15 protein-coding genes are annotated in these 19,524 nt (G+C 76.1%); 4 read left to right on the plus strand and 11 right to left on the minus strand.

Features of this window, described 5'->3' with window-relative positions:
• Nucleotides 1-116: 116 nt before the first annotated feature.
• From AB0G01_RS20000 to AB0G01_RS20015, 4 genes are all read right to left on the minus strand, one after another.
• Nucleotides 117-2,228: an ATP-binding protein gene (locus AB0G01_RS20000; protein WP_360947507.1), complete on the minus strand. Its 2,112-nt coding sequence runs from the start codon at nt 2,226-2,228 to the stop codon at nt 117-119.
• On the minus strand, nt 2,225-2,917 hold the full coding sequence (locus tag AB0G01_RS20005; protein WP_360947509.1) for a DUF4255 domain-containing protein: 693 nt from the start codon (nt 2,915-2,917) through the stop codon (nt 2,225-2,227). The genes AB0G01_RS20000 and AB0G01_RS20005 overlap by 4 nt, the downstream gene beginning before the upstream one ends.
• 22 nt (nt 2,918-2,939) lie before the next feature.
• Entirely contained in the window at nt 2,940-6,011 is a 3,072-nt protein-coding gene (locus AB0G01_RS20010) for a hypothetical protein (RefSeq protein ID WP_360947511.1), read from the minus strand.
• Nucleotides 6,012-6,134: 123 nt separating this feature from the next.
• Nucleotides 6,135-6,761 (minus strand): response regulator transcription factor, encoded by a 627-nt coding sequence (locus AB0G01_RS20015; RefSeq protein ID WP_360947513.1) that lies wholly within the window; start codon nt 6,759-6,761, stop codon nt 6,135-6,137.
• Between the two features lie 166 nt (nt 6,762-6,927).
• Between AB0G01_RS20015 and AB0G01_RS20020 the strand changes: the two genes are divergently transcribed.
• On the plus strand, nt 6,928-8,226 hold the full coding sequence (locus AB0G01_RS20020; RefSeq protein WP_360947515.1) for a hydrolytic protein: 1,299 nt from the start codon (nt 6,928-6,930) through the stop codon (nt 8,224-8,226).
• Nucleotides 8,227-8,277: 51 nt separating this feature from the next.
• Here AB0G01_RS20020 and AB0G01_RS20025 read toward each other — a convergent pair whose 3' ends face one another.
• The 6 genes from AB0G01_RS20025 to AB0G01_RS20050 all read right to left on the minus strand — a co-directional run bounded on the left by AB0G01_RS20025 (nt 8,278) and on the right by AB0G01_RS20050 (nt 13,246).
• Entirely contained in the window at nt 8,278-9,648 is a 1,371-nt protein-coding gene (locus AB0G01_RS20025; RefSeq protein ID WP_360947517.1) for a GH1 family beta-glucosidase, read from the minus strand.
• Nucleotides 9,649-10,461, minus strand: coding sequence for a carbohydrate ABC transporter permease (locus AB0G01_RS20030; protein WP_360947519.1), 813 nt, complete (start codon nt 10,459-10,461; stop codon nt 9,649-9,651).
• Between the two features lie 3 nt (nt 10,462-10,464).
• Entirely contained in the window at nt 10,465-11,352 is an 888-nt protein-coding gene (locus AB0G01_RS20035; RefSeq protein WP_360947521.1) for a sugar ABC transporter permease, read from the minus strand.
• A 5-nt stretch (nt 11,353-11,357) separates the two neighbouring features.
• Entirely contained in the window at nt 11,358-12,614 is a 1,257-nt protein-coding gene (locus AB0G01_RS20040) for an ABC transporter substrate-binding protein (protein WP_360947523.1), read from the minus strand.
• Between the two features lie 111 nt (nt 12,615-12,725).
• On the minus strand, nt 12,726-12,893 hold the full coding sequence (locus tag AB0G01_RS20045) for a hypothetical protein (RefSeq protein ID WP_360947525.1): 168 nt from the start codon (nt 12,891-12,893) through the stop codon (nt 12,726-12,728).
• On the minus strand, nt 12,890-13,246 hold the full coding sequence (locus tag AB0G01_RS20050) for a hypothetical protein (RefSeq protein WP_360947527.1): 357 nt from the start codon (nt 13,244-13,246) through the stop codon (nt 12,890-12,892). Before AB0G01_RS20050 ends, AB0G01_RS20045 begins: the two co-directional genes overlap by 4 nt.
• 175 nt (nt 13,247-13,421) lie before the next feature.
• Between AB0G01_RS20050 and AB0G01_RS20055 the strand changes: the two genes are divergently transcribed.
• Complete coding sequence (locus AB0G01_RS20055) at nt 13,422-17,078, plus strand: BTAD domain-containing putative transcriptional regulator (RefSeq protein ID WP_360947529.1); 3,657 nt, start codon at nt 13,422-13,424, stop codon at nt 17,076-17,078.
• Between the two features lie 26 nt (nt 17,079-17,104).
• Here AB0G01_RS20055 and AB0G01_RS20060 read toward each other — a convergent pair whose 3' ends face one another.
• Entirely contained in the window at nt 17,105-17,506 is a 402-nt protein-coding gene (locus AB0G01_RS20060) for a ribonuclease domain-containing protein (protein WP_360947531.1), read from the minus strand.
• 215 nt (nt 17,507-17,721) lie between these two features.
• Between AB0G01_RS20060 and AB0G01_RS20065 the strand changes: the two genes are divergently transcribed.
• A complete protein-coding gene (locus AB0G01_RS20065) occupies nt 17,722-18,030 on the plus strand; it encodes a hypothetical protein (RefSeq protein WP_360947533.1) in 309 nt (102 codons plus the stop codon).
• Between the two features lie 322 nt (nt 18,031-18,352).
• Nucleotides 18,353-19,510, plus strand: coding sequence for a class I SAM-dependent methyltransferase (locus AB0G01_RS20070; protein ID WP_360947535.1), 1,158 nt, complete (start codon nt 18,353-18,355; stop codon nt 19,508-19,510).
• The last annotated feature ends 14 nt before the right edge of the window (nt 19,511-19,524 follow it).

The raw sequence follows: 19,524 nt of genomic DNA on the forward strand, positions 1-19,524 counted from the left end.
CCAGCTTCCCGTGCGCGGGAGGTGGTCGGGGAGGTCCGTGGACCCTCCGCCGGGGGCAGGCCGCTGCCCTTTGGGGCACTGGGCTTACTATCCACAAAGGACAGACGGGGCGGGCGTCACCGGGGTGCGGCGAGCCACGGGCCGAATTCGTTCTCCAGCACCAGCCTGCCGAGCTTGCGGTACTCCTGGTGCACGGCGGCGACGACGTCGGCCATCACCAGCGGCCGGTCGGCGGCGGCGGCCAGGTACGCGGCGGTCACCACGCACGACCGGATCGACCCGCCCGCCAGTTCGAAGCGCTCCGCGCAGAACGCCAGGTCGAGGTCGCCGCCCCGGGGCAGGGCGGTGCCCAGGCACCGGTCCCACAACGCCCGCCGCTGCGCCGCGTCCGGCACCGGGAACTCCGCGATGACGTCGATCCGCCGGGTGAAGGCCTCGTCCACGTTCGACCGCAGGTTCGTGGTCAGCACGGCGATCCCGTCGAAGGACTCGATGCGCTGCAACAGGTACGCGGATTCGAGGTTGGCGTACCGGTCCCGCGCGTCCTTGACCTCCGACCGCTTGCCGAAGACCGCGTCCGCCTCGTCGAACAGCAGCACCCCGTGCACGCCGGCCGCCTCGGTGAAGATCCGCTCCAGGTTCTTCTCCGTCTCGCCGACGTACTTGTCGACCACCGTCGACAGGTCCACCACGTACAGGTCCATGCCGAGCTCGGCCGCGACGACCTCGGCGGACATCGTCTTGCCGGTGCCGGACTCGCCGGCGAACAGCGCCACCACGCCGTGCCCGCGCCCGCCGCCGGGGCGCATCCGCCACTGGCCGAGCACCCGTTCGCGGTGCCGGGCCCGCAGGACGAGTTCGGCGAGCTGCCGCCGGGTCGGTTCGGGCAGCACCAGGTCGTCCCAGCCGACGGACGGCACGATCCGGCGGGCCAGCCGGTCCAGCCCGGCCCCGTTCTGCGCCCGCACACCGGCCCGCAGGTGCTCCGGCGCGACCGGGCGGCCGTCCAGCACCGCCAGCCGGCTCGCGACCGACACCGCCCGCTCCACCTCCTCCGCGCCGAGCCGGTAGCCGTCGACGGACGTCAGCAGGGCCGGGACCGGCGGGGTGCCGGTCTCCTCGGTCAGCGCCCGCGCCCACCGGTCCGACCGGTCGGCGGCCGAGGGCGGCACCGGCACCGAGACGACGGGTCGGCCGGCCCAGTGCGGGTCCCAGTGCCGCCCGCCGTGCAGGACCAGCGGCACATCCCCCACCAGCGCCACCAGCTCGCGCAGCAGCCGGGCGCGCTCGGGCACCAGCCGCTCGACCGGGCCCAGCACCAGGCCCGCACCGCGCAGCCGCGCTTCCCGCACGACCGCGCCGAGGTCGGGCCGGTCCCGGTCGGCGAGGTCGACCGCGTTCAGCACCACCGCGTGCCGGCCGGCGGCGGCCAGCGCGCCCGCCGCCACCCGGCCGCCGTCGCCGGTGTCGCCGGTGTCGCGCAGGTGGACCGCACCGATCCCGGAGCGCAGCGCCGCGCCCACCCGGCGGGTGAACCCGTCCTCGGACGCGCCCGCCACGACGCGGACCAGGCCGGCCACCGCGGGGTCGGGTGCGTCGTCGCCGAGCAGGTGGGCCACCACCCGGTCGGGCACGCGCAGCACCCGGGACAGCGCGGGCGATTCCGGTTCCCGCACCTCGACCGCGCCGCCGGCGACGAGCGGGGACCCGGCGGCGAGCCGGAACCGGTCCGGACCCGCAGAGGGCAGCCCGCACAGCTCCAGCGCCAGGCCGACGGTCGCGCGCCGGCGGGTGACGTCGTCGTGGAGGTAGCCGAAGAGGCGCTCGAACCGGCTGTCGACGTCCGGGGCCAGGGCGATCAGCAGGAACTCGACGTCGAGCCGGTCGAGGTGGAAGTTCCGGGCGAGGTCGAGCAGCCGGGGGCGGGCGGTGCCGCCGGGGTGGGGTTCGTCCGGCAGGGGGGCCAGGGGCGCGCGGGGCGCGTCGAGCGTGCGCCGGACCGCCTCCGGGGTCAGGTAGAGACCCCGGAACGGGTCCTGCGGCGTCGGGTCGTCGACCAGCCGGGCCTCCACCGCGCGCCGCACCCGCCGTTCGACCGCGGCCAGCCTGTCCCACAGGTAGACCTGGTCCGCGTCGTCGTCGGCGGGGACGCGGTCGACGGCGGTGCGGTCAGCGGGAGCGGCGGCGTGGTCACCGGGGGCGGGGGCGCGGGTCGCGTCGGTGGTCATCGGATCGGCTCGCCGCGACGACGTCGGTCCGCCGGTGTCGGGCGGGACCTGGACACCGAGAAGCCCGCGCCCTCCGCTGCGGTGGGGCCGTCGTAGCGGAGGCGGCGCGGCACGGGGTCCACGCCCTCGGTGGTCCGCAGCACCACGCCCTCGGTCACCCTCGGCCCGGTCGGCGTCCACTCGCCGGCCAGCGGCGCGGTGATCCGCAGGGTGATGGCGGGCTTGAGCTCGCCGCCCAGCGCGGACCACACGTCGGGTGCCGCCCGGCCCTCCGGGGCCGGGCCGGCGACCTGCATCCCCACCGACAGGCCGAGTTCGGCCAGCGACCCGGTCAGCCACTCCGGCGCGAGCCGCTCGGCGCGCACGAGGCACGCCAACGCCTCCGACAGCAGCCGGTGTTCGTCCTGCGGCCGGTTCGTCCACGCGGTCACCAGGTACGACAGGTCGAACCAGCGCGCGGGTCCGCGCCACCCCAGCAGCTCGCCGGCGTCGTCGTGCACCTCGGTCGCGCCCGCGGTGCGCCGGGTCAGGTCTTCCCGGATGTCGTACAGGAACACGTTGACGGCTGGTGCGTTGCGGCGTGCCGTCCACTGCGTGGTGGGTGCCTCGAACGCCAGGTCGCCCCGGCTGCCGGGCACCCCGGCGGCGTCCAGCAGCCGGCGGATGCCCTCGTCGACCTCGTGGATCACGGGTGCCTCCTCGTCGTCGCGATCACCTGCGCCGCACCATGTCCGGCGGCCCGACGGAGCCCGCGACGACGAGGAACGGCGTGGTGGCGGGGCGGAACCCGGCCCCGGTCGCGGTGATGGTGCGCGGTCCGGTCCCGTCCTTGGGCAGGATCAGCAACTGCGCGGTGAAACCGCCGTCCGGGCGCGGGACGGTCGCGGCGGCGGCGGCCGTGATGCCGGGCGACCAGGTGAGCCGCACCGGCGTGCCGGGCGGGAAGTCCAGGCCCCGCACCGAGGTGACGAAGCCGGGTTCGCCGATCGGCGGCACGGCCACGATGCGGGGCAGCAGCACCCGCATCGGCGCGGTGGCGGTGTTGTCGCCGGGGTCCGCGTCCGTGCCGCTGGTGCGCAGGACACCGCCGACGGTGGTCTCCAGCGGGGCGTCCGGCGCGAAGACCACCTGCACCACCAGCTCGCCGCCGGGCGTCAGGTCGGGCAGCGCGCACCCCGCCGCCGCGCACCCCGGCGGCAGGACCGCCGGGATTCCGCGCGGCAGGGCGAGGTCCAGCCGCAGGCCGGTGGCCGGCGCGGCGCTGCCGTTGCGGACGGTGTAGGTGGCCGTGGCGCGCCCGCCCACGTAGGACGGATTGGGCTGCACCACCACGGTCAGGCCGGGACCGGCAAGAGGTGGTGGCGGTGGTGGGGGCGGCGGGGGTGGTGGGGGCGTGGTCGACGGCGTGGGCGGGGTGGTCGTCCGGTCGCGCACCGGGATGTCGGTCCGCGCCGAGTTGTCCGCCGGCCGGACGTCGAGCACCTCGCCCGCGACCGACCACGTCACCCGCGACCGGCCGGGCACCAGCCCCACCAGCTCCACGACGACCCGGACGTCCGCCCCGCCCTCCAGCGCGCCCAGCTCGCACCGCGGCGCGGCGGCGTCGCAGGAGCCCCGGTCCGGGCGCACGAGGTCCACCCGCACGCCGGCGGGCACCGAGGCGGTCAGCACGGTGCCCGGCGACGTCGCCGGACCCCGGTTGGTCACCGTCACGGTCACCGTCGTCGACTCCCCCGTCGGCACGTCCGGCACGGCGGGCGGGGCCTGCACCGCGAGGTCCGCCGACGGCTGCCAGGTGGGCTCCTTCTGCCGGCCGGGCAGGTCGCGGGTGATCCGGTCGAGACCGCCGGTACCGTCGAGCACCGCCAACTCCTCCGGTGACGCGGCGGCCCCCTGCCGCCGGGTGGTCAGCACGAGCCGGTCGCCGCCCGGCGCGTGGGCGGCGTCGCGGGGCTGGAACGGCCCGGACGGCGGCGCGGTCACCGGCGTCGAGCACGGCCGGCCACCGGCCGGGAGCACGACCCGGCAGTCGCCGTCCGGCACCGGGACCTCGACCAGCCCGTCGAACTCCCGGTTGAACACCAGGGCGCGGCCGTCCGGGCGGAACGCGGCGCTGTCGTCGGTCACCTCGCAGTCGAACCCGCACACCGCCGCCGACACGTCGCGCTGCCCGTCCAGGGTGCCGGCCCGCGCGGTCCACACGTGGTTGTCGCGCACCTCCACGCCGTCGGGCCGGTTGTGGACCACGCCCCGGGTGAACGCGAGGGTCCGGCCGTCCGGGGACCAGGCGGGCTGGGTGTCCTCGCGGTCGGCGACCTCGGGGGGCGGGCGCAGCCGGCCGACCACCGCGCCCGTCGCCGCGTCGACCACGACGACGTGCGCGCTCCCGCCGGGTCCCGGCCGCACCCCGCCCGGCGACCGCCGGGCGAAGGCGATGAGGCGGCCGTCCGGCGACCACGCCGGGTCGAACTCCCAGTCGGTGCCCTGCCGGTCGGCCACCGGCAGCCGGCGCGGATCGCCGCCGTCGGCGTCCACCAGCCACAGCCGCTGCGCGCGCACGCCGTCGACGTCCTCGAAGCGGGTCACCACGATCCGCCGGCCGTCCGGCGAGTAGCCCTGCCGCTGGGTCCACGGGTCGTACCCCGCGCGCGGCCGGAACAGCCGGTTCGGGTCCTCGTCGACGCCGGGGTCCTCGCGCAGGACCTCCAGGCCGAGGTCGCGCGGGTCCGCGCCGTCCGGCCGGACGTCCTGGAGGGTGGCGGTGTTGCGGGTGGCGGCGGTGGTGCGCGACACCAGCAGCGCGGGCCCGCCGACCTCCGACCACGCGGGCGAGGACACCCGCCGGTCCTCGGCCAGCAGCAGGCCGGGCGCGGCCGTGACGGGGAGCCCGGTCCCGGTGTCGACCTGGTAGACCTTCTCCACCTCGGGGTCCGCCGGGCAGGAGCACGTCTGGTCGAAGCTGAGGAACAGCAGCCCGGTCCCGTCCGGTTTCCACACCGGCCAGTGGCCGCGCCACCCGGCCTGGTCGCCGCCGAGCACCGGGACGCCGGCCCGGGTGCCGCCGAGCACCCGCAGCCGGGGTTGCCCGCCGGCGGTGAGCGTGTAGGCGATCCGGTCGCCGCGCGGGTTCCAGGCGGGTTCCCCGGCCGCGCCGTCGGGTTCCTCGGTCAGGCGCACCACGGGACCGCCCGCCACCGGCCGCCGGTAGATCTCCGGTTCGCCGTCGCGGTCCGCGGCGAACGCGACCTGCGCGCCGTCCGGGGAGAACGTCGGCCACGTCTCGTCGCCGGGGTCGTCGGTCAGCCGCCGCTCGCCGGTCCCGTCGACGCCGACCAACCACAGGTCGCGCCGACCGCCCTCGGCCGAGTCGAAGACCACGGTCCGCAGGTCCGGTGAGAGCTGCGGGTGCCCGGCGTCGCGGCCCGCGGTGAGCTTGCGGACCGCGCCCGCCCGGTCGCGCAGGTAGACCTGCGGTCGCCGCTCGTCGCGCCGGCTGGTGAACACCACCAGGTCGCCGCGCGCCGACACGTGGTCGTCGAAGTGCGCGGGGCCGCGCGCCCACGGCTCGCTGACCGCCGGGCGGTCGGGCACCGGGTCGGCGACGACGCCGATGCCGCGGTGGCCGGTGCCCGCGAACGCGATGCGCCCGGTGGAGCGCGGGTCGCCCGGCTGCGCCGCCGCCGGGGCGGGCGCGGTGGCGACCCGCAGGACCACCACCACCCCGCACAGCGCGACCACGGCGGTGAGCGCGGCGACCGCTCGGTCCTTCGCCTTGGTGGACAAGGTCACAACACCTCCGGTGGCGGGCTTCGCGGACGAGCCTGGTGGCGGGCGGCGGGCCGGCGTGAGGCCCGCGCGGGCAGGGTTCGGGCGGTGGCCGGGACGTTCGGGCAACCCGGCCGGGGGTCAGATCAGGCCGTGCCGCATCACGTAGCCCACGGCGTGGGCGCGGTTGCGCAGGTTGAGCCGGGTGCTCACCTCGTGCAGGACGTTCTTCACCGTCCGCTCCGAAAAGGACGTCCTGGTCGCGATCTCGTTGGTGTCCAGACCTTCCGCGACCAGCCGCAGCATGTCCGCCTCGCGGGGGGTGAGGGTGGACAGCGTGGGCGCGTTGGGGTCCAGGACGGTGCGCTGCAACCGGCCGACGTGGTCCAGCAGCACGCCCAGCAGGTCACCGGGCAGCACCGCTTCGCCCTTCGCCAGCGCCAGCACCGTCGCGACCAGGCGGTCCTGGTCGGCTTCCGCGCGCCGCACGACGGCCGACACCCCGCAGTCCACGGTGATCCGCAACGAGTCCTGGTCGAAGCGGCTCGACACCACGCCGGTGCGGGCGGTGGAGGAGCGGCGCAGCCGGCGCAGCAGCCGGGACGCCGCGTCGTCCACCTCGTCCACCACCACGAGCGCCACGGCCGCGCGGTGCTCCTCGCCGGCGGTCAGCACCTCCACCTCGGGCCGCTGCCGGAGCTGGTAGGTGGTCCCGGCGCGCAGCACCGGGTCCTCGGCGTAGACGGCGACCGGGATTCTCGTCGTCATGCGGGCCCCCTTCGGGAAACCGGGCCGGGCCGGCCCTGGTGCGCCCATCGTGGTCCGCCGGCTCGGCCGGGGGCAGCCGCGCGGGTGAGGTGGTGCACCGGTGTGCCCCGGCGGTGCCCTTTTCTCCCTGCCGGGCGGCGGTCCGGCGTCCCTACCGTTGCGAGTCGTGACCGCAACGACGGAATTCGGTCTCCCCACGGTGGTCGTGACGCCCGGCCAGGAGACCAGCACGACGATGACGGTGCGCAACGACAGCGACATCGTCGAGGCGTACGAGTTCGAGGTGGTCGGCGAGTGCGCGCCGTGGACCGGTGTCGAGCCGGCGCGCCTGTCGCTGTACCCCGGGACTTCCGGCCAGGTGACCGTCCTGCTGCGCCCGCCGCGCTCCTCGGCGGTGCGCGCCGGGGAGCTGCCCCTGGGCGTGCGGGTGCTGCCCGCCGAACGGCCCGGGTCGGTGGTGGTGTCCGAGACGACGGTGGTCGTCGAGCCGTTCGCCGAGCAGCGCGCGGAACTGGTCCCCGAACGCCGCCGGGCGTGGCGCAGCGCCCGCTACCACGTGGAGCTGCACAACGCGGGCAACGCGCCGGCGGTCGTGGCGCTGAGCGCGCCGGAGGCCGACGACCGGCTGACGCACACGGTCCCGTCGAAGCCGGTGACCGTGGCACCCGGCGACCGCGCCGAGCTGGAGTTGCGGGTGCGGGTCGGCGAGGTCCTGTGGTTCGGCAAGCCCGAGTCCTGGCCGCTGCGGCTGGAGGTCACGGCCGTTACCGGCGAGGACAGCGCCCGCCACGAGCCGGAGGGGGAGCTGATCCAGCTACCGGTGTTCCCCCGGTGGCTGCTGGCCGTGCTCGCCGCCCTGCTGGCGCTGCTGCTGCTGTGGCTGCTGCTGGTGCGCCCCGCCGTGCGCAGCGCCGCGCGGGAGGCGGCCGACGACCGGGCGCGGGAGATCGCCCAGTCGGTCGACGCCCAGCCGCCCGCCGACCGGCCCGGCGGGCAGGAGCCCGGCCAGGACGGCGACGGCCAGGGCCAGCAACCGGGCCAGCAGCCGGGCCAGGGGCAGCAGCCCGGTCAGGGCCGGCCGGGCACGCCGGTCGGCGGCGGGCACCAGAGGTCCGAGACGATCGAGGTGCGCACCGCCGGCGGCGCGCAGGGCGCGGGCGAGCACACCGTGCCCACCGGCAAGGTCTTCCGGATCACCGACCTCGTGGTGGGCAACCACCAGGGCGACGAGGGCGTGCTCACCCTCGCGTTCGGCGACCGGACCATCACGTCGATCGCCCTGGAGACCTTCCGCAACCAGGACTACCACTGGGTGACGCCCGTGGACGTGCCCGAGGGCACGTCGGTCACCGCGACGGTGTCCTGCACCAGGCCCGGCACGCCCGCCAGCGGGCAGCAGGCCCCGGACTGCTTCCAGGTGGTCAACGTCAGCGGTGTGCTCGAAGACCTGCCGGACGACAACTGAGCCGCGCCGGCACCGGGCGGGGAGTGCCCGGCCGGTGCCGGCGCGCGCGGCTCAGCCCGGGACCGCGTTGCGCGCCACCACGTCGGCGAAGAACCGGCCGCTGTCCTTGACCGTCCGCCGCTGCGTGTCGAAGTCGACGTGCACCAGCCCGAACCGCTGCGTGTAGCCGAAGGACCACTCGAAGTTGTCCAGCAGCGACCAGGCCAGGTACCCGCGCACGTCGGCACCGCGCTCGATGGCCGCGTGCACGGCGCGCAGGTGGTCGGCCAGGTACCGGGTCCGCCGCGCGTCCCGCACCCGCCCGTCCGGGTCCACCACGTCGGTGAACGCCGACCCGTTCTCCGAGACCACCAGCGGCACGCCGGCGTACTCCCCCAGCCACACCAGCAGTTCGGTCAGCGATTCCGGGTGCTGCTCCCAGCCCATCGACGTCAGGGGTCCGCGCGGCGGCAGCACGTCCACGCCGCGCAGCCCGGGGAACGCGCAGTTGCTGGGGATGTCGGGGTCGGACAGCGGCACGACGCGGCTCGGCGCGTAGTAGTTGACCCCGATCCAGTCCACCGGCGCGGCGACGGCGGCCAGGTCGCCGTCCAGGATCGCCGGCTCCAGCGCGTCCAGGTGCGCCACGTCGGCGAGCACGTCGGCCGGATAACCCCGGCCCAGCACCGGGTCCAGGAAGAACCGGTTGTGCAGCCCGTCGAACCGGCGGGTGGCGTCGCGGTGCGCGTCGTCGTCCGCGTCGGCCAGGGCGGGTGAGAGGTTGAGCACGAACGACACCCGCACCTCCGGCCCGCCGAGCTCGCGCAGCGCGCGGGTGGCCGCCCCGTGCGCCAGGAGGTGGTGGTGCGCCGCGACGAGTGCCCCACCGGCGTCGCGCTGGCCCGGCGCGTGCACGCCGGTGCCGTAGCCCAGGAACGCCGAGCAGAGCGGTTCGTTGAGCGTCGTCCAGTCCGCCACCCGGTCGCCCAGCCGCCCGTGGACCGCGCGGGCGTAGTCGGCGAAGCGCGCGGCGATGTCGCGGTTGCGCCAGCCGCCCACGTCCTGCAACGCCTGCGGCAGGTCCCAGTGGTAGAGCGTGACCAGCGGGCGGATGCCGCGGTCGAGCAGGTCGTCGACCAGCCGGTCGTAGAAGGCCAGGCCGCGCGGCTCCACGGTCCGCCCGTCCGGCATCACGCGCGGCCACGCGGTGGAGAACCGGTAGGCGGGCATCCCCAGTTCGCCCAGCAGCGCCACGTCCTCCCGGTGGCGGCGGTAGTGGTCGCAGGCGGGGTCGCCGCCCGCGCCGCCCAGCACCGCGCCCGGCACCTCGGCGAAGGTGTCCCAGATGGACGGTCCGCGACCGTCCGCGCGCACCGACCCCTCGATCTGGTAGGCCGCCGTCGCGGCACCCCACAGGAAGTCCGACGGGAAGACTTTTTCCACCTACCACCTCACGGAGTGACCCGGCCCCCGCAGGAGGCCGGTGACCAGTTTCCTCGCCAGCAGGGCGAAGAGCACGACGACCGGCACCGTGCCGAGCACGGCACCGGTCAGCACGAGGGGGTAGTCGGTGTAGTAGCCGCCCGCCAACGTGGACAGCGCGACCTGCACCGTGGGCGACTCGACCGGGTCGAGCACCACCAGCGGCCAGAAGAAGTCGTTCCAGGCGGCCAGGAACGTCAGCATGGCCAGCACCAGCACGTGCGAGCGCAGCGCGGGGAGCACCACGTGCCAGTAGACGAGCGGCAGCGGGCAGCCGTCCACCCGCGCCGCGTCGACCAGCTCCCGGGGCACCGCCTCCCGGCACGCCTGGCGCATCCAGAACACGCCGAACGCGCTCACCAGTCCCGGCACCACCACCGCCTCCAGCCGCCCGACCCAGCCCAGCGCGCCGACCAGCTCGAACAGCGGCACCACGCCGAGCTGCGCGGGCACCATCACCGACCCGAGCACGAGCCCGAACAGCCCGCGCCGGCCCCGGAAGCGCAGGTGGGCGAACGCGAAACCGGCCAGCGTGGACAGCAGCACGGTCGACGCGGTGACGGTGCCCGCCACGATCGCCGAGTTGGCCAGCGCGGCCCCGAAGTCGACCGCCTCGAACACCTCGCCGAGGTTGCGCCCCAGCTCGCCGCCCGGCAGCAGCGGCGGCACCCGGGCGGACATGGCGGCGTTGTCGTGCGACGCCACGACGACCGACCAGTACAGCGGGAACAGCGAGCCGATCAGCAGCGCGGCCAGGGCGAGGGTCCGGAGCACGCCTCAACCCCGCCCGACGAGCCGGCGCACCAGCACGGCGTTGACCGCCGCGAACACCGCGCACAGCACGAACAGCACCCACGAGATGGTCGCCGCGTAACCGGCGTCGAAGCGCTCGAACCCGTTCTCGTACAGGTACATCACCAGGGTCTGGAACTGCCGGTCGTTGCCGCCGGCACTGGTGCCGCCGAACAGCCGGGGCTCGGCGAAGAGCTGGAGCCCGCCGATCGCCGACACCACCACCGTGAACAGCAGCGTGGGCCGGATGCCGGGCAGGGTCACCGACCGGAACGCGCGCGCCGGGGACGCGCCGTCGAGCGCCGCCGCCTCGTACAGCTCCCGGGGAACGGTCCGCATGGCCGCCAGGTAGAGCAGCGCGTTGTAGCCGGTCCACCGCCAGATCACCATGATCGCGACGCCGAGGTGGGCCGACCACGCGTGCGCCCGCCAGTCGAACGGGTCGACGCCGAACCACGACAGCACCCACGTCGCGAACCCCTGGTCACGGCCCAGGAGCTGGGTGAACACCAGGGCCACCGCCACCACCGGGACGACGTGGGGCAGCAGCACGACCGCGTGCCAGGTGGTCCGCGCGCGCAGCGGCCGGTCCAGCAGCGCCGCGATGCCCAGCGCCGCCGCCAACTGCGGCACGGTCGACACGACGAAGATGCTCGCGGTGTTGGCCAGCGCGTTGTAGAAGTGCGGGTCGGTGAACAGGTCCGCGTAGTTGGCCAGGCCGGTGAACCGGACCGGGCCGGTGAGCAGGTCCCAGCGGTGCAACGACATCCACGCCGTGCGCAGCAACGGGTACAGGCCGAAGACGGCGAAGAGCACGAAGAACGGTGCCACGAAGAGGTACGGCGTGATCCGGCGGTCCAGGCGGGTGGGCACGGCCGCTACCGGAGGGCGTCGCGGGCTTCGCGCACGGCCTGCTCCCACGCCTGCCCGACGTCCTGCGCGCCCTCTTCCACGCGCCCGAGCGCCCGGCCGAACACCGGGCGGACGTCGGCGTCGCGGACACCCCGGTAGTTGGGCCGCACGGTGTCCGACGAGGCGGCGAACAGCCTGCCCAGCGGCGCGTCGCCGAAGTACGGGTCCTCGTGCTCCAGCACCACCGGGTCGCGGTACACCTCGGGCTGGCTGGGCAGGATGCCGTCGGTCACGAACAGCCTGCGCTGCTGCTCGGGCGCGGTGAGCCACTCGGCCAGCTCGTAGGACTCGCGCTGGTGCGCGCCCTGCGCGGGCACGGTCAGGTAGGAGCCGCCCCAGTTCCCGCCGCCGCCCGGCACGGCGGTGATGTCCCACTTGCCGGTCCCGCCGGGTCCGCCCGCCTCCTTGATCTGGGCGAGCATCCACGCCGGGCAGGTGATGGTGGCGACGCCGCCCTGGCTGACCGCGACGTTCCACGGCTGCGTGAACGGGGCGACCTTCGCCGTGCGCCCCTTGGCACCGAGCGCGCCGGCGATGTCGAACGCCCGCTTCACGTTGGGGTTGGTGGCGGCGATGAACGAGTCGTCGGCCTTGGCGAAGTAGTTCTCCTCCGCCTGGTTGATCACCGCCGTGTAGACGGTGCCCGCGGAGTCCGCGAACCGGGCGTCGGGGACGCGCTGCGCGAAGAGGTCCGCGACGGCGGCGTAGTCCTCCCACGTCGGCCACAGGGCGGCGACCCGCTCCCGGTCGACGGGCAGGCCCGCGCGCTCGAACAGGTCGCGCCGGTAGCACATGGCCAGCCCGCCCATGTCGGTCCCGAGGCCGACCACGACCTTCCCGTCGTCGGAGACGCCCTGCGCCCACTTCCAGGGCACCCACCGGTCGCGCAGCCGGTCCGCGCCGAACGCGGCCAGGTCGGCGAACCGGTCGGCGGACTGGCGCAGCCGGGGCATGTACTGCTCCTCGACGGCGACCACGTCGGCGGCCCCGTTCCCGACCGCCAGCGCGGTGATCAGGCCCTTGTGGTGGGCTTCGTAGTCGGCGACGCGGCCGACCACCTCCACCCCGGGGTGCGTCCGCTCGTACTCCTCGAACAGCGGCCCGTAGCCGAACTCGCCGAACGTGGCCACGGTGAGCCGCAGCCCGCCGTCACCGCCGGCGCACCCGGCGACGACCAGGGTCAACGCCGTGACCAGCCACAGTAATCGGTACGACCGCCGCATCGGGTCCCCTCCGCTGTCGGATGCCCCATCGTCCTCTCGCCGGCGGCGGGCGCGGACGTGCCGCGACGGCGTCTGCCCCGCCGTGCCGCGATGGTTGCCCGAAAGGGCAACTCACCGGGCGCGGGCGCGGCGGTTCCACTCGTCCAGCAGCAGGTCGATCCACGCGGCCAGCAGCCCGGCGGTGGCCGCGTCGCCGTGGTCGACGGCCGTGCGGTGCTCGGCGCGGGCGGCGGTCAGCTCGCCGACCAGGTCGAGCGCGCGCAGCTCCGGGCCGGTCACCCGCGCCCCGACGCGATCCGGAACGCCTCGACGTACTTGGGCAGCTCCACCAGCGCCTGCTCCCACGAGCCGGCGGCGATCTGCCCGGCGAACACCGCGTCGACCGCGAAGCGGTCCACGTCGGGCCCCAGGTCGTGGTCGGCGGCCTGGCGCAGCCGCCGCGACAGCTCCGCGCGGCGCACCCGGCAGCGGACCACGTCCATGGTGCGCTCCAGTTCGGCGATGGCCGGATCGGCCTGGTCCGGCGTCATCACCAACCGCCCCTCCCGGGCCAGGTGCAGCAGCAGGTCGCCGACGTACCTCTCGCCGGCGGCGGCGCGCGGTTCACGGTCCGCGCTCCCCCGGGATCGCATCTCCACCGCACCTCCGCACGGGACCAGGACGTGCCCCGAGCCCACCACGCGATCGCCGTGACGCCAAGGACCGGCGGCGGGTTCTGCCCGTCCGTACTCCCCCGCTGCCTGGTCACCGGGAATCCCCTGCGCCGGACGGGTGGTCACCGGGACCGCCGCGCACCGGGGGTGTTGGATGGTCCGGGGCTGGATTGCGGGGGTGCGGGTGTCGACCACGTCTGCCGACGGGTTGCGGGTGAGCGTGCTCGGGCCGGTGCGCGCCTGGGCGGGCGACGCCGAGCTGGCGCTGGGGCACGCCCGGCAGCGCGCGGTGTTCGCGGTGCTGACGGCCAGGGCGAACCTGGCGGTGTCGCGGCACGAGCTGGTCGACGCCGTCTGGGGCGTCGAGCCGCCCGCCGGCGTCGTGGGCAGCCTGCACACCTACGTGTCCGGGCTGCGCCGCGTGCTCGGGGCGCACCGGGCGGCGCTGGACTCGCGGAGCGCCGGGTACACGCTGCGGCTGGCGGACGGCGCGGTGGACACCGGGGTGTTCGACCGGGCGCGCGAGGAGGGCGGGCGGCTGCTGGCGGCGGGGCGCTGGGCGCGGGCCCGGGACGTGCTCGGCGGCGCGCTGGGGCTGTGGCACGGGGCCGCCTACGCCGGGGTGCCCGGACCGTTCGCGGAGCTGGAGCGGCACCGCCTGGCCGAGCTGAGGCTGGCGGTGGCCGAGCAGCACGCCCGCGCGCGGTTGGAGCTGGGCGAGCACGCCGAGGTGGTCGCGGACCTGACCGGCCTGGTGGCCGAGCACCCCCGGCACGAGTCGTTGCGCGAGCTGGTGATGCTGGCGCTGCACCGCGCCGGCCGGCGGGCCGAGGCGCTGGAGGTCTTCCGGGACGTGCGCCGCGCGCTGGTGTCGGGGCCGGGCGTCGAACCGGGTCCGGCGCTGCGCGAGCTGCACCGGGAGATCCTGGCCGGCACGCCGACGCCGGCGCGCGCGCTGTTCTCCGTGCCGCCCCGGGTCGCGCGGGCGCTGCGCGAGCCGGGCGCGCTGGTCGGGCGGGACGAGGAGGCGGCGTTGCTGCGCGACCTGGTGTCCGACGTGCTGGCCGGGCGCGGGACCGCCGTGTGGGTCGAGGGGGAAGCGGGCATCGGGAAGTCCGCGCTGCTCGCCTCGGCGCTGGCGGACGCCGGCGCGCGGGGCTGCCAGGTGGCCTGGGCCGCCGCCGACGAGCTGAGCCGGCGCGACCCGCTGCGCGTGGTCGTGGACTGCCTGGCCGTGCGGCCGGACTCGCCGGACCCGCGCCGGGCGGAGCTGGCGGCGCTGCTGCGCGCCGACCCGGGCGGGACCGATCCGGTCCCGGTCGCGGTGGACCTGCTGGAGGCCCTGGTGGACCGGGCCTGCGCGACCGCGCCGCTGCTGCTGGTGGTCGACGACCTGCACTGGGCGGACGACGCCAGCGTGCTGCTGTGGCACCGGCTCGCCGCCGCGACCCGGCAGCTACCGCTGCTGCTGGTGGCCGCGAGCCGGGCCGATCCCGGCCGGCGGGAGCTGGCCCAGGTGCGCCGGGGCGTCGAGGCGCGCAACGGGCACGTCCTGGCGCTGGGCCCCCTGCCGCAGGCGGGCGCGGAGGCGCTGCTGGCCCGCGTCGTGGGCGCGCCTCCCGGTGACCGGTTGCGCGAGCTGGCGCGGCGCGCGGCGGGCAACCCGCTCTACCTGACCGAGGTCGCCCACGCGCTGGTGCGCGGGTCCGGGCTGCGGGTGGAGGGCGGGGTCGCCGACGTCGTCCCCGGTGCGGCCGGTGAGCTGCCCCGGTCGCTGCTGGCCGTCGTGGAGCGCTCGCTGGACGTGCTGTCCGACGGCACGCGCGAGGTGCTGCGGCTCGCGGCGCTGCTGGGCGTGCAGTTCCGGGTGGCCGAGCTGACGGCGGTGACCGGGCGGTCGCCGCTGGAGCTGGTGGGCGCGCTGGACGAGGCGGTGGCGGCGGCCGTGGTCGTCGAGGCGGGCGACGACCTGGCGTTCCGGCACCCCTACCTGCGGCAGGCGTTGCACGAGGCCGTGCCGGGGTCGGTGCGGGCGGCGCTGCACCGGCACGCCGCCGAGGCGTTGGCCGGGATGGGCGTGCCGGTCGAGCGGATCGCCGGGCACCTGGCGGCCGAGGAGATCCCGGTGGACGCCTGGGTGGTGCGCTGGCTGGCCGACCACCACGGCGCGGTCGCCGCCCGCGCGCCCGCGATCGCCGCCGAGCTGCTGCGCCGGGCGGTGGACACCGACGTGCCGACCGCCGCGCAGCGGGCGGGCCTGCTCACCGCCCTGGTGCGGGTGCTGTTCCGGATGGGCCGCTCCCCGGAGGCGGCCGCGGACCGGGCGCTGGCGCTGGTCACCGACCCGGCGCAGGCCGCCGAGCTGCGCCACGTGCGCGCGGCGGTGCGGCACCGGCGCGGCGACACCGCGACCGCGGTCGCCGAGCTGCGCGCGGCGCTGGACGTGCCGGGCGTGCCGGAGGTGTGGCGCTTCCGGCACGTGGCGCTGCTGGCCGACTTCCGGCGCGGCGACCTGGCGGACCTCGACCGGGCGCAGCGCTCGGCCGAGCGGGCGCGCGCGGAGGCCGCCGGCGAGCCGCACCCGGCCGCGCAGGCGTCCCAGACGTTGTGGCTGGTGCACTCGATCCGCCGAGACCACGAGCGGGCGCTGCGCCACGTGGACGACGCGCTGGCCGCCGTCGGCGAGCGCACCGACCTGGCCGAGCTGCGGATCGACCTGCTGGACAACCGGGTGTTCAGCCTCCAGAACCTCGACCGCCTGGCCGAGGCGGAACAGGCGGTGCGCACGGCGCGCGCCGTCGCCGTCCGCCACCACCTGCCGAGCGGCCTCCAGGTGACGGCGGCCGTGCACCACCACTGGACCGGCCGGTGGGACGAGGCGCTGGCCGAGCTGGAGACGGTCACCGAGGACGGGCCCGGCATCACCTACTTCGGCCTGCGCGAGCCCGGTCCGGCCGCGCTGCTGCTGCACGGCGTGGCGGCGCTGATCGCCGGGCACCGCGACGACCGGGCCGCCGCCGCCGCGCACCTGGCCGCGACCGACCTGCCGGTGACCGTCGCGGAGCGGGAGAACTGCGACTTCCACCTCGTGGCGGCGGCGCTGGCGGCGGAGCAGCGCGGTGCCCTGGACGAGGCCGTCGCCCGGCTGGAACCCGTGCTGCGGCCGGACTACGCGCGGATCATGCTGCGCCACCAGTGGCTGCCGTACGCGACCCGGCTGGCGCTCGGCGCGGGCGACCGGGCCACCGCGCGGGAGGCGCTGGCCGTGTGCGAGCGGGAGGCCGCCCGGGAGGTGCTGCCCGCCCGCGCGTCCGCCGCCGCCGCGCACTGCCGGAGCCTGGTGACCGGCGACCCGGAGCCGGTGCTGACCGCCGCCGCCCACTACCGCGAGGTGGGCCGGGTGGTGGAGTGCGCGGCGGCGCTGGAGGACGCCGGCGTGCTGCTGGCCGCCGCCGACCGCGCGGACGAGGCGTCGGCCGCGTTCGCCGAGGCGGTGGAGCTGTTCGGCGCGCTGGCGGCGCGCTGGGACGTGCTGCGCGCGGAGAACCGCCGCCGGGCCGCCGGGGTCCGGCGCACCGGGCCGGACGACCGCGCGCCGGCGAGGACGGGGTGGGCGGCGTTGTCGCCGCTGGAGGTCCGCATCGCCCGGCTGGTGGCGGCCGGTCTGTCCAACCCGGACATCGCGGAGGAGCTGGCCCTGCCCCGGCGGACCGTGCGGTCGCACGTGTCGAGGCTGGCGGCCAAGCTGCGCACGGACTCGCGGGCGGGGGTCGCCGAGCACGTCCGGGCGAACAAGCCGACCTGTCCCTGACCCGGGGCGGGGCTCCGGCGGGGTGGTCAGAGGAGGTGGAAGTTCCGGTAGTGGTCGTCGGTGTACCAGGCGGCACCGGTCTCGTGGTCGACCACGATCCGGTGGGCGTCGCGGCCCTTCCCGCAGGGCCTCGGGTAGACGTCGAACTCGCGGTAGGAGCCCCTGTCCTCGGCCGGCAACTGCCCGTCCCGGTTGCCGTAGGTCCCGCCGCCGGTGAAGCACTCCTCGCCGGGCAGGACGTTGGTGACGCGGCGCGGCGGCAGACCTTCCGCCTCCCAGTACTCGAAGGCCTCGCGGGCGTCCGCGCAGCTCGCCATCCCGCAGGAGTCGAACACCGCCGCCGACGCAGGGGCGGCGGACAACCCCGTCGTCACGGCGAAGACCAGGGCCACCGCGGACAACACGCGACTGGTCGGGCGAGCGGACATCGACACCTCCGGGGATCGGGACGAACCGCGCCCATCGTTCGGGAGACCCGCCGTTCCCGCAGCCCGACCGGCCGCACCCCACTCCTCCAGGTGACGTCGCGGCGCGCGGTCACCGGCGCACGGCACGGCGGGGGCCGCGTCGCCCGCCGCCGGTTCCGGCGCGGTACGGCCGTCTACCCTGGGAGGGGACCCGTGCCCGGCAGAGGGAGCAGACGATGACCACGCCCCAGGGCGACGACCCGACCGTGGTGGACGCCGAGATCGTCGACGCACCCACCTCCACCCCGGCCCACGTCGGGCCGCCCGCCTTCACCCCGGACTACTCCGCCGACGGCGTGCCCAGCTTCGACTACGTCCGCGACCGGATCGAGCGGCGCGCCCACACCGCGCCCGCCGAGGTCGAACTGGCCGGTCTCGGCGGCACCGGCCCCGACGTCGAGGCGTTGGACGCCCAGCGGACCGCCCGCGACGAGGCCGCCCGCGCCAAGCTCGACGAGATCCGCCGCGCCATGGGCAAGGGCTGAACGGGGTCCACTGCGGACCGCACCGCCCACCACCGCACCGCCCACCACTGCACCGCACCGCCCACCACCGCGCACCCGTCGCGGCGCGGCGACCCGGCCGCCGATGAGCAGCGTCCACCGGCCGGTCAGGTCGGTGCGCGCCGAGCGGTGTTCTCCGCCGCGCGGGTCGGGCGCGGCCCGCGCAACGGTGGACCGGGCGGCGGGCTTTGTGGTGACAAGACTTCGGTACCACCGCAGAGACTGTCCCGCGCGCGCTCGGCAGGCTGGTGACGTTCACCGCACCGCGGTGCGGAGACCGGCGCAGTCGACGTCTGGAGACCGAATGCCGAAGCGATCACCGCGCAACACCACCGAATCCCTGCTGCACGCGGCGGGTGGCGCGCCCGAGGACGTCGGGCGGCTGATCGACGAGCTCTCGCTGGAGAAGGTTGCGCCCGCCGTCCTCGACGAGCTGCTCGCGCGCGTCGCCCCGCCCGCCGAGGTCACCGTGGACCTGCTGCTGGAGCTGCACCGCGCCGGCGAGTCCGTGGCGCACACGCTGTCGTTCACCGGCGGCCGGCTGTCGGCGCGACCCGGCCGCGAGGGCGAGCCGGGCGCGCGAATCCGTTACGAGGCGGCGGATCTGGTCACCGCGCTCTACGGTCCGGCGGCGCGGCGCGGCGGGATCACCCGGCAGGTCGAATCGTTGCTGCGGCTGCCCGGCCGAGGGGCCAGGGAGGACACCTACGAGCTGTTCCTGGCCCAGCGCGCCTACGCCGAGGCCATCCACTCGGTGATCGCCGCCGTCTCCGCGACACCGCCGGACCTGAGCGAGCTGTCGGTCCGCTTCGGTTCGGACAAGTGGGGTTTCCTGCACTGGTTCACCGAGCACTACGCCGCGCACTTCCGGCACCTGGTCGACGAGCCGATCCGGTTGCTGGAGATCGGGATCGGCGGGTACGACGACCCGGAGGCGGGCGGCGGGTCGCTGCGGGTGTGGCAGCGGTACTTCCGGCGCGGGCTGGTGGTCGGGCTGGACCTCTACGAGAAGACCGTGCGCGGACCCCGCATCCAGACCGTGCGCGGCGACCAGGGCGACCGCGCGGTGCTGGCCGACCTGGCCGAGCGGGTCGGGCCGTTCGACGTGGTGATCGACGACGGCAGCCACGTCAACAGCCACGTGCTGACCTCGTTCGAGGCGCTGTTCCCGCACGTGCGCGACGGCGGCCTGTACGTGATCGAGGACTTCCACACCACCTACTGGCCCGGTTTCGGCGGCGCGGTGCCGGGCCCGGACGCGGCGGGCACGGTCATGGGCAGGCTCAAGGAGCTGCTCGACGGGCTGCACCACCCGGAGTTCGAGGACCCGGCCACCTACCGTCCGTCCTCGACGGACCTGGCGATCTCCGCGATCCACTTCTACCGCAACCTGGTCTTCATCGAGAAGGGCCTGAACACGGAGGGCGCGCCGCCGTCGTGGATGCCGCGCGAACCCGTGTGACCGGAGCCCCCGAC

It is taken from the genome of Actinosynnema sp. NPDC023587 (assembly GCF_040640215.1).
Classification (GTDB): domain Bacteria; phylum Actinomycetota; class Actinomycetes; order Mycobacteriales; family Pseudonocardiaceae; genus Actinosynnema.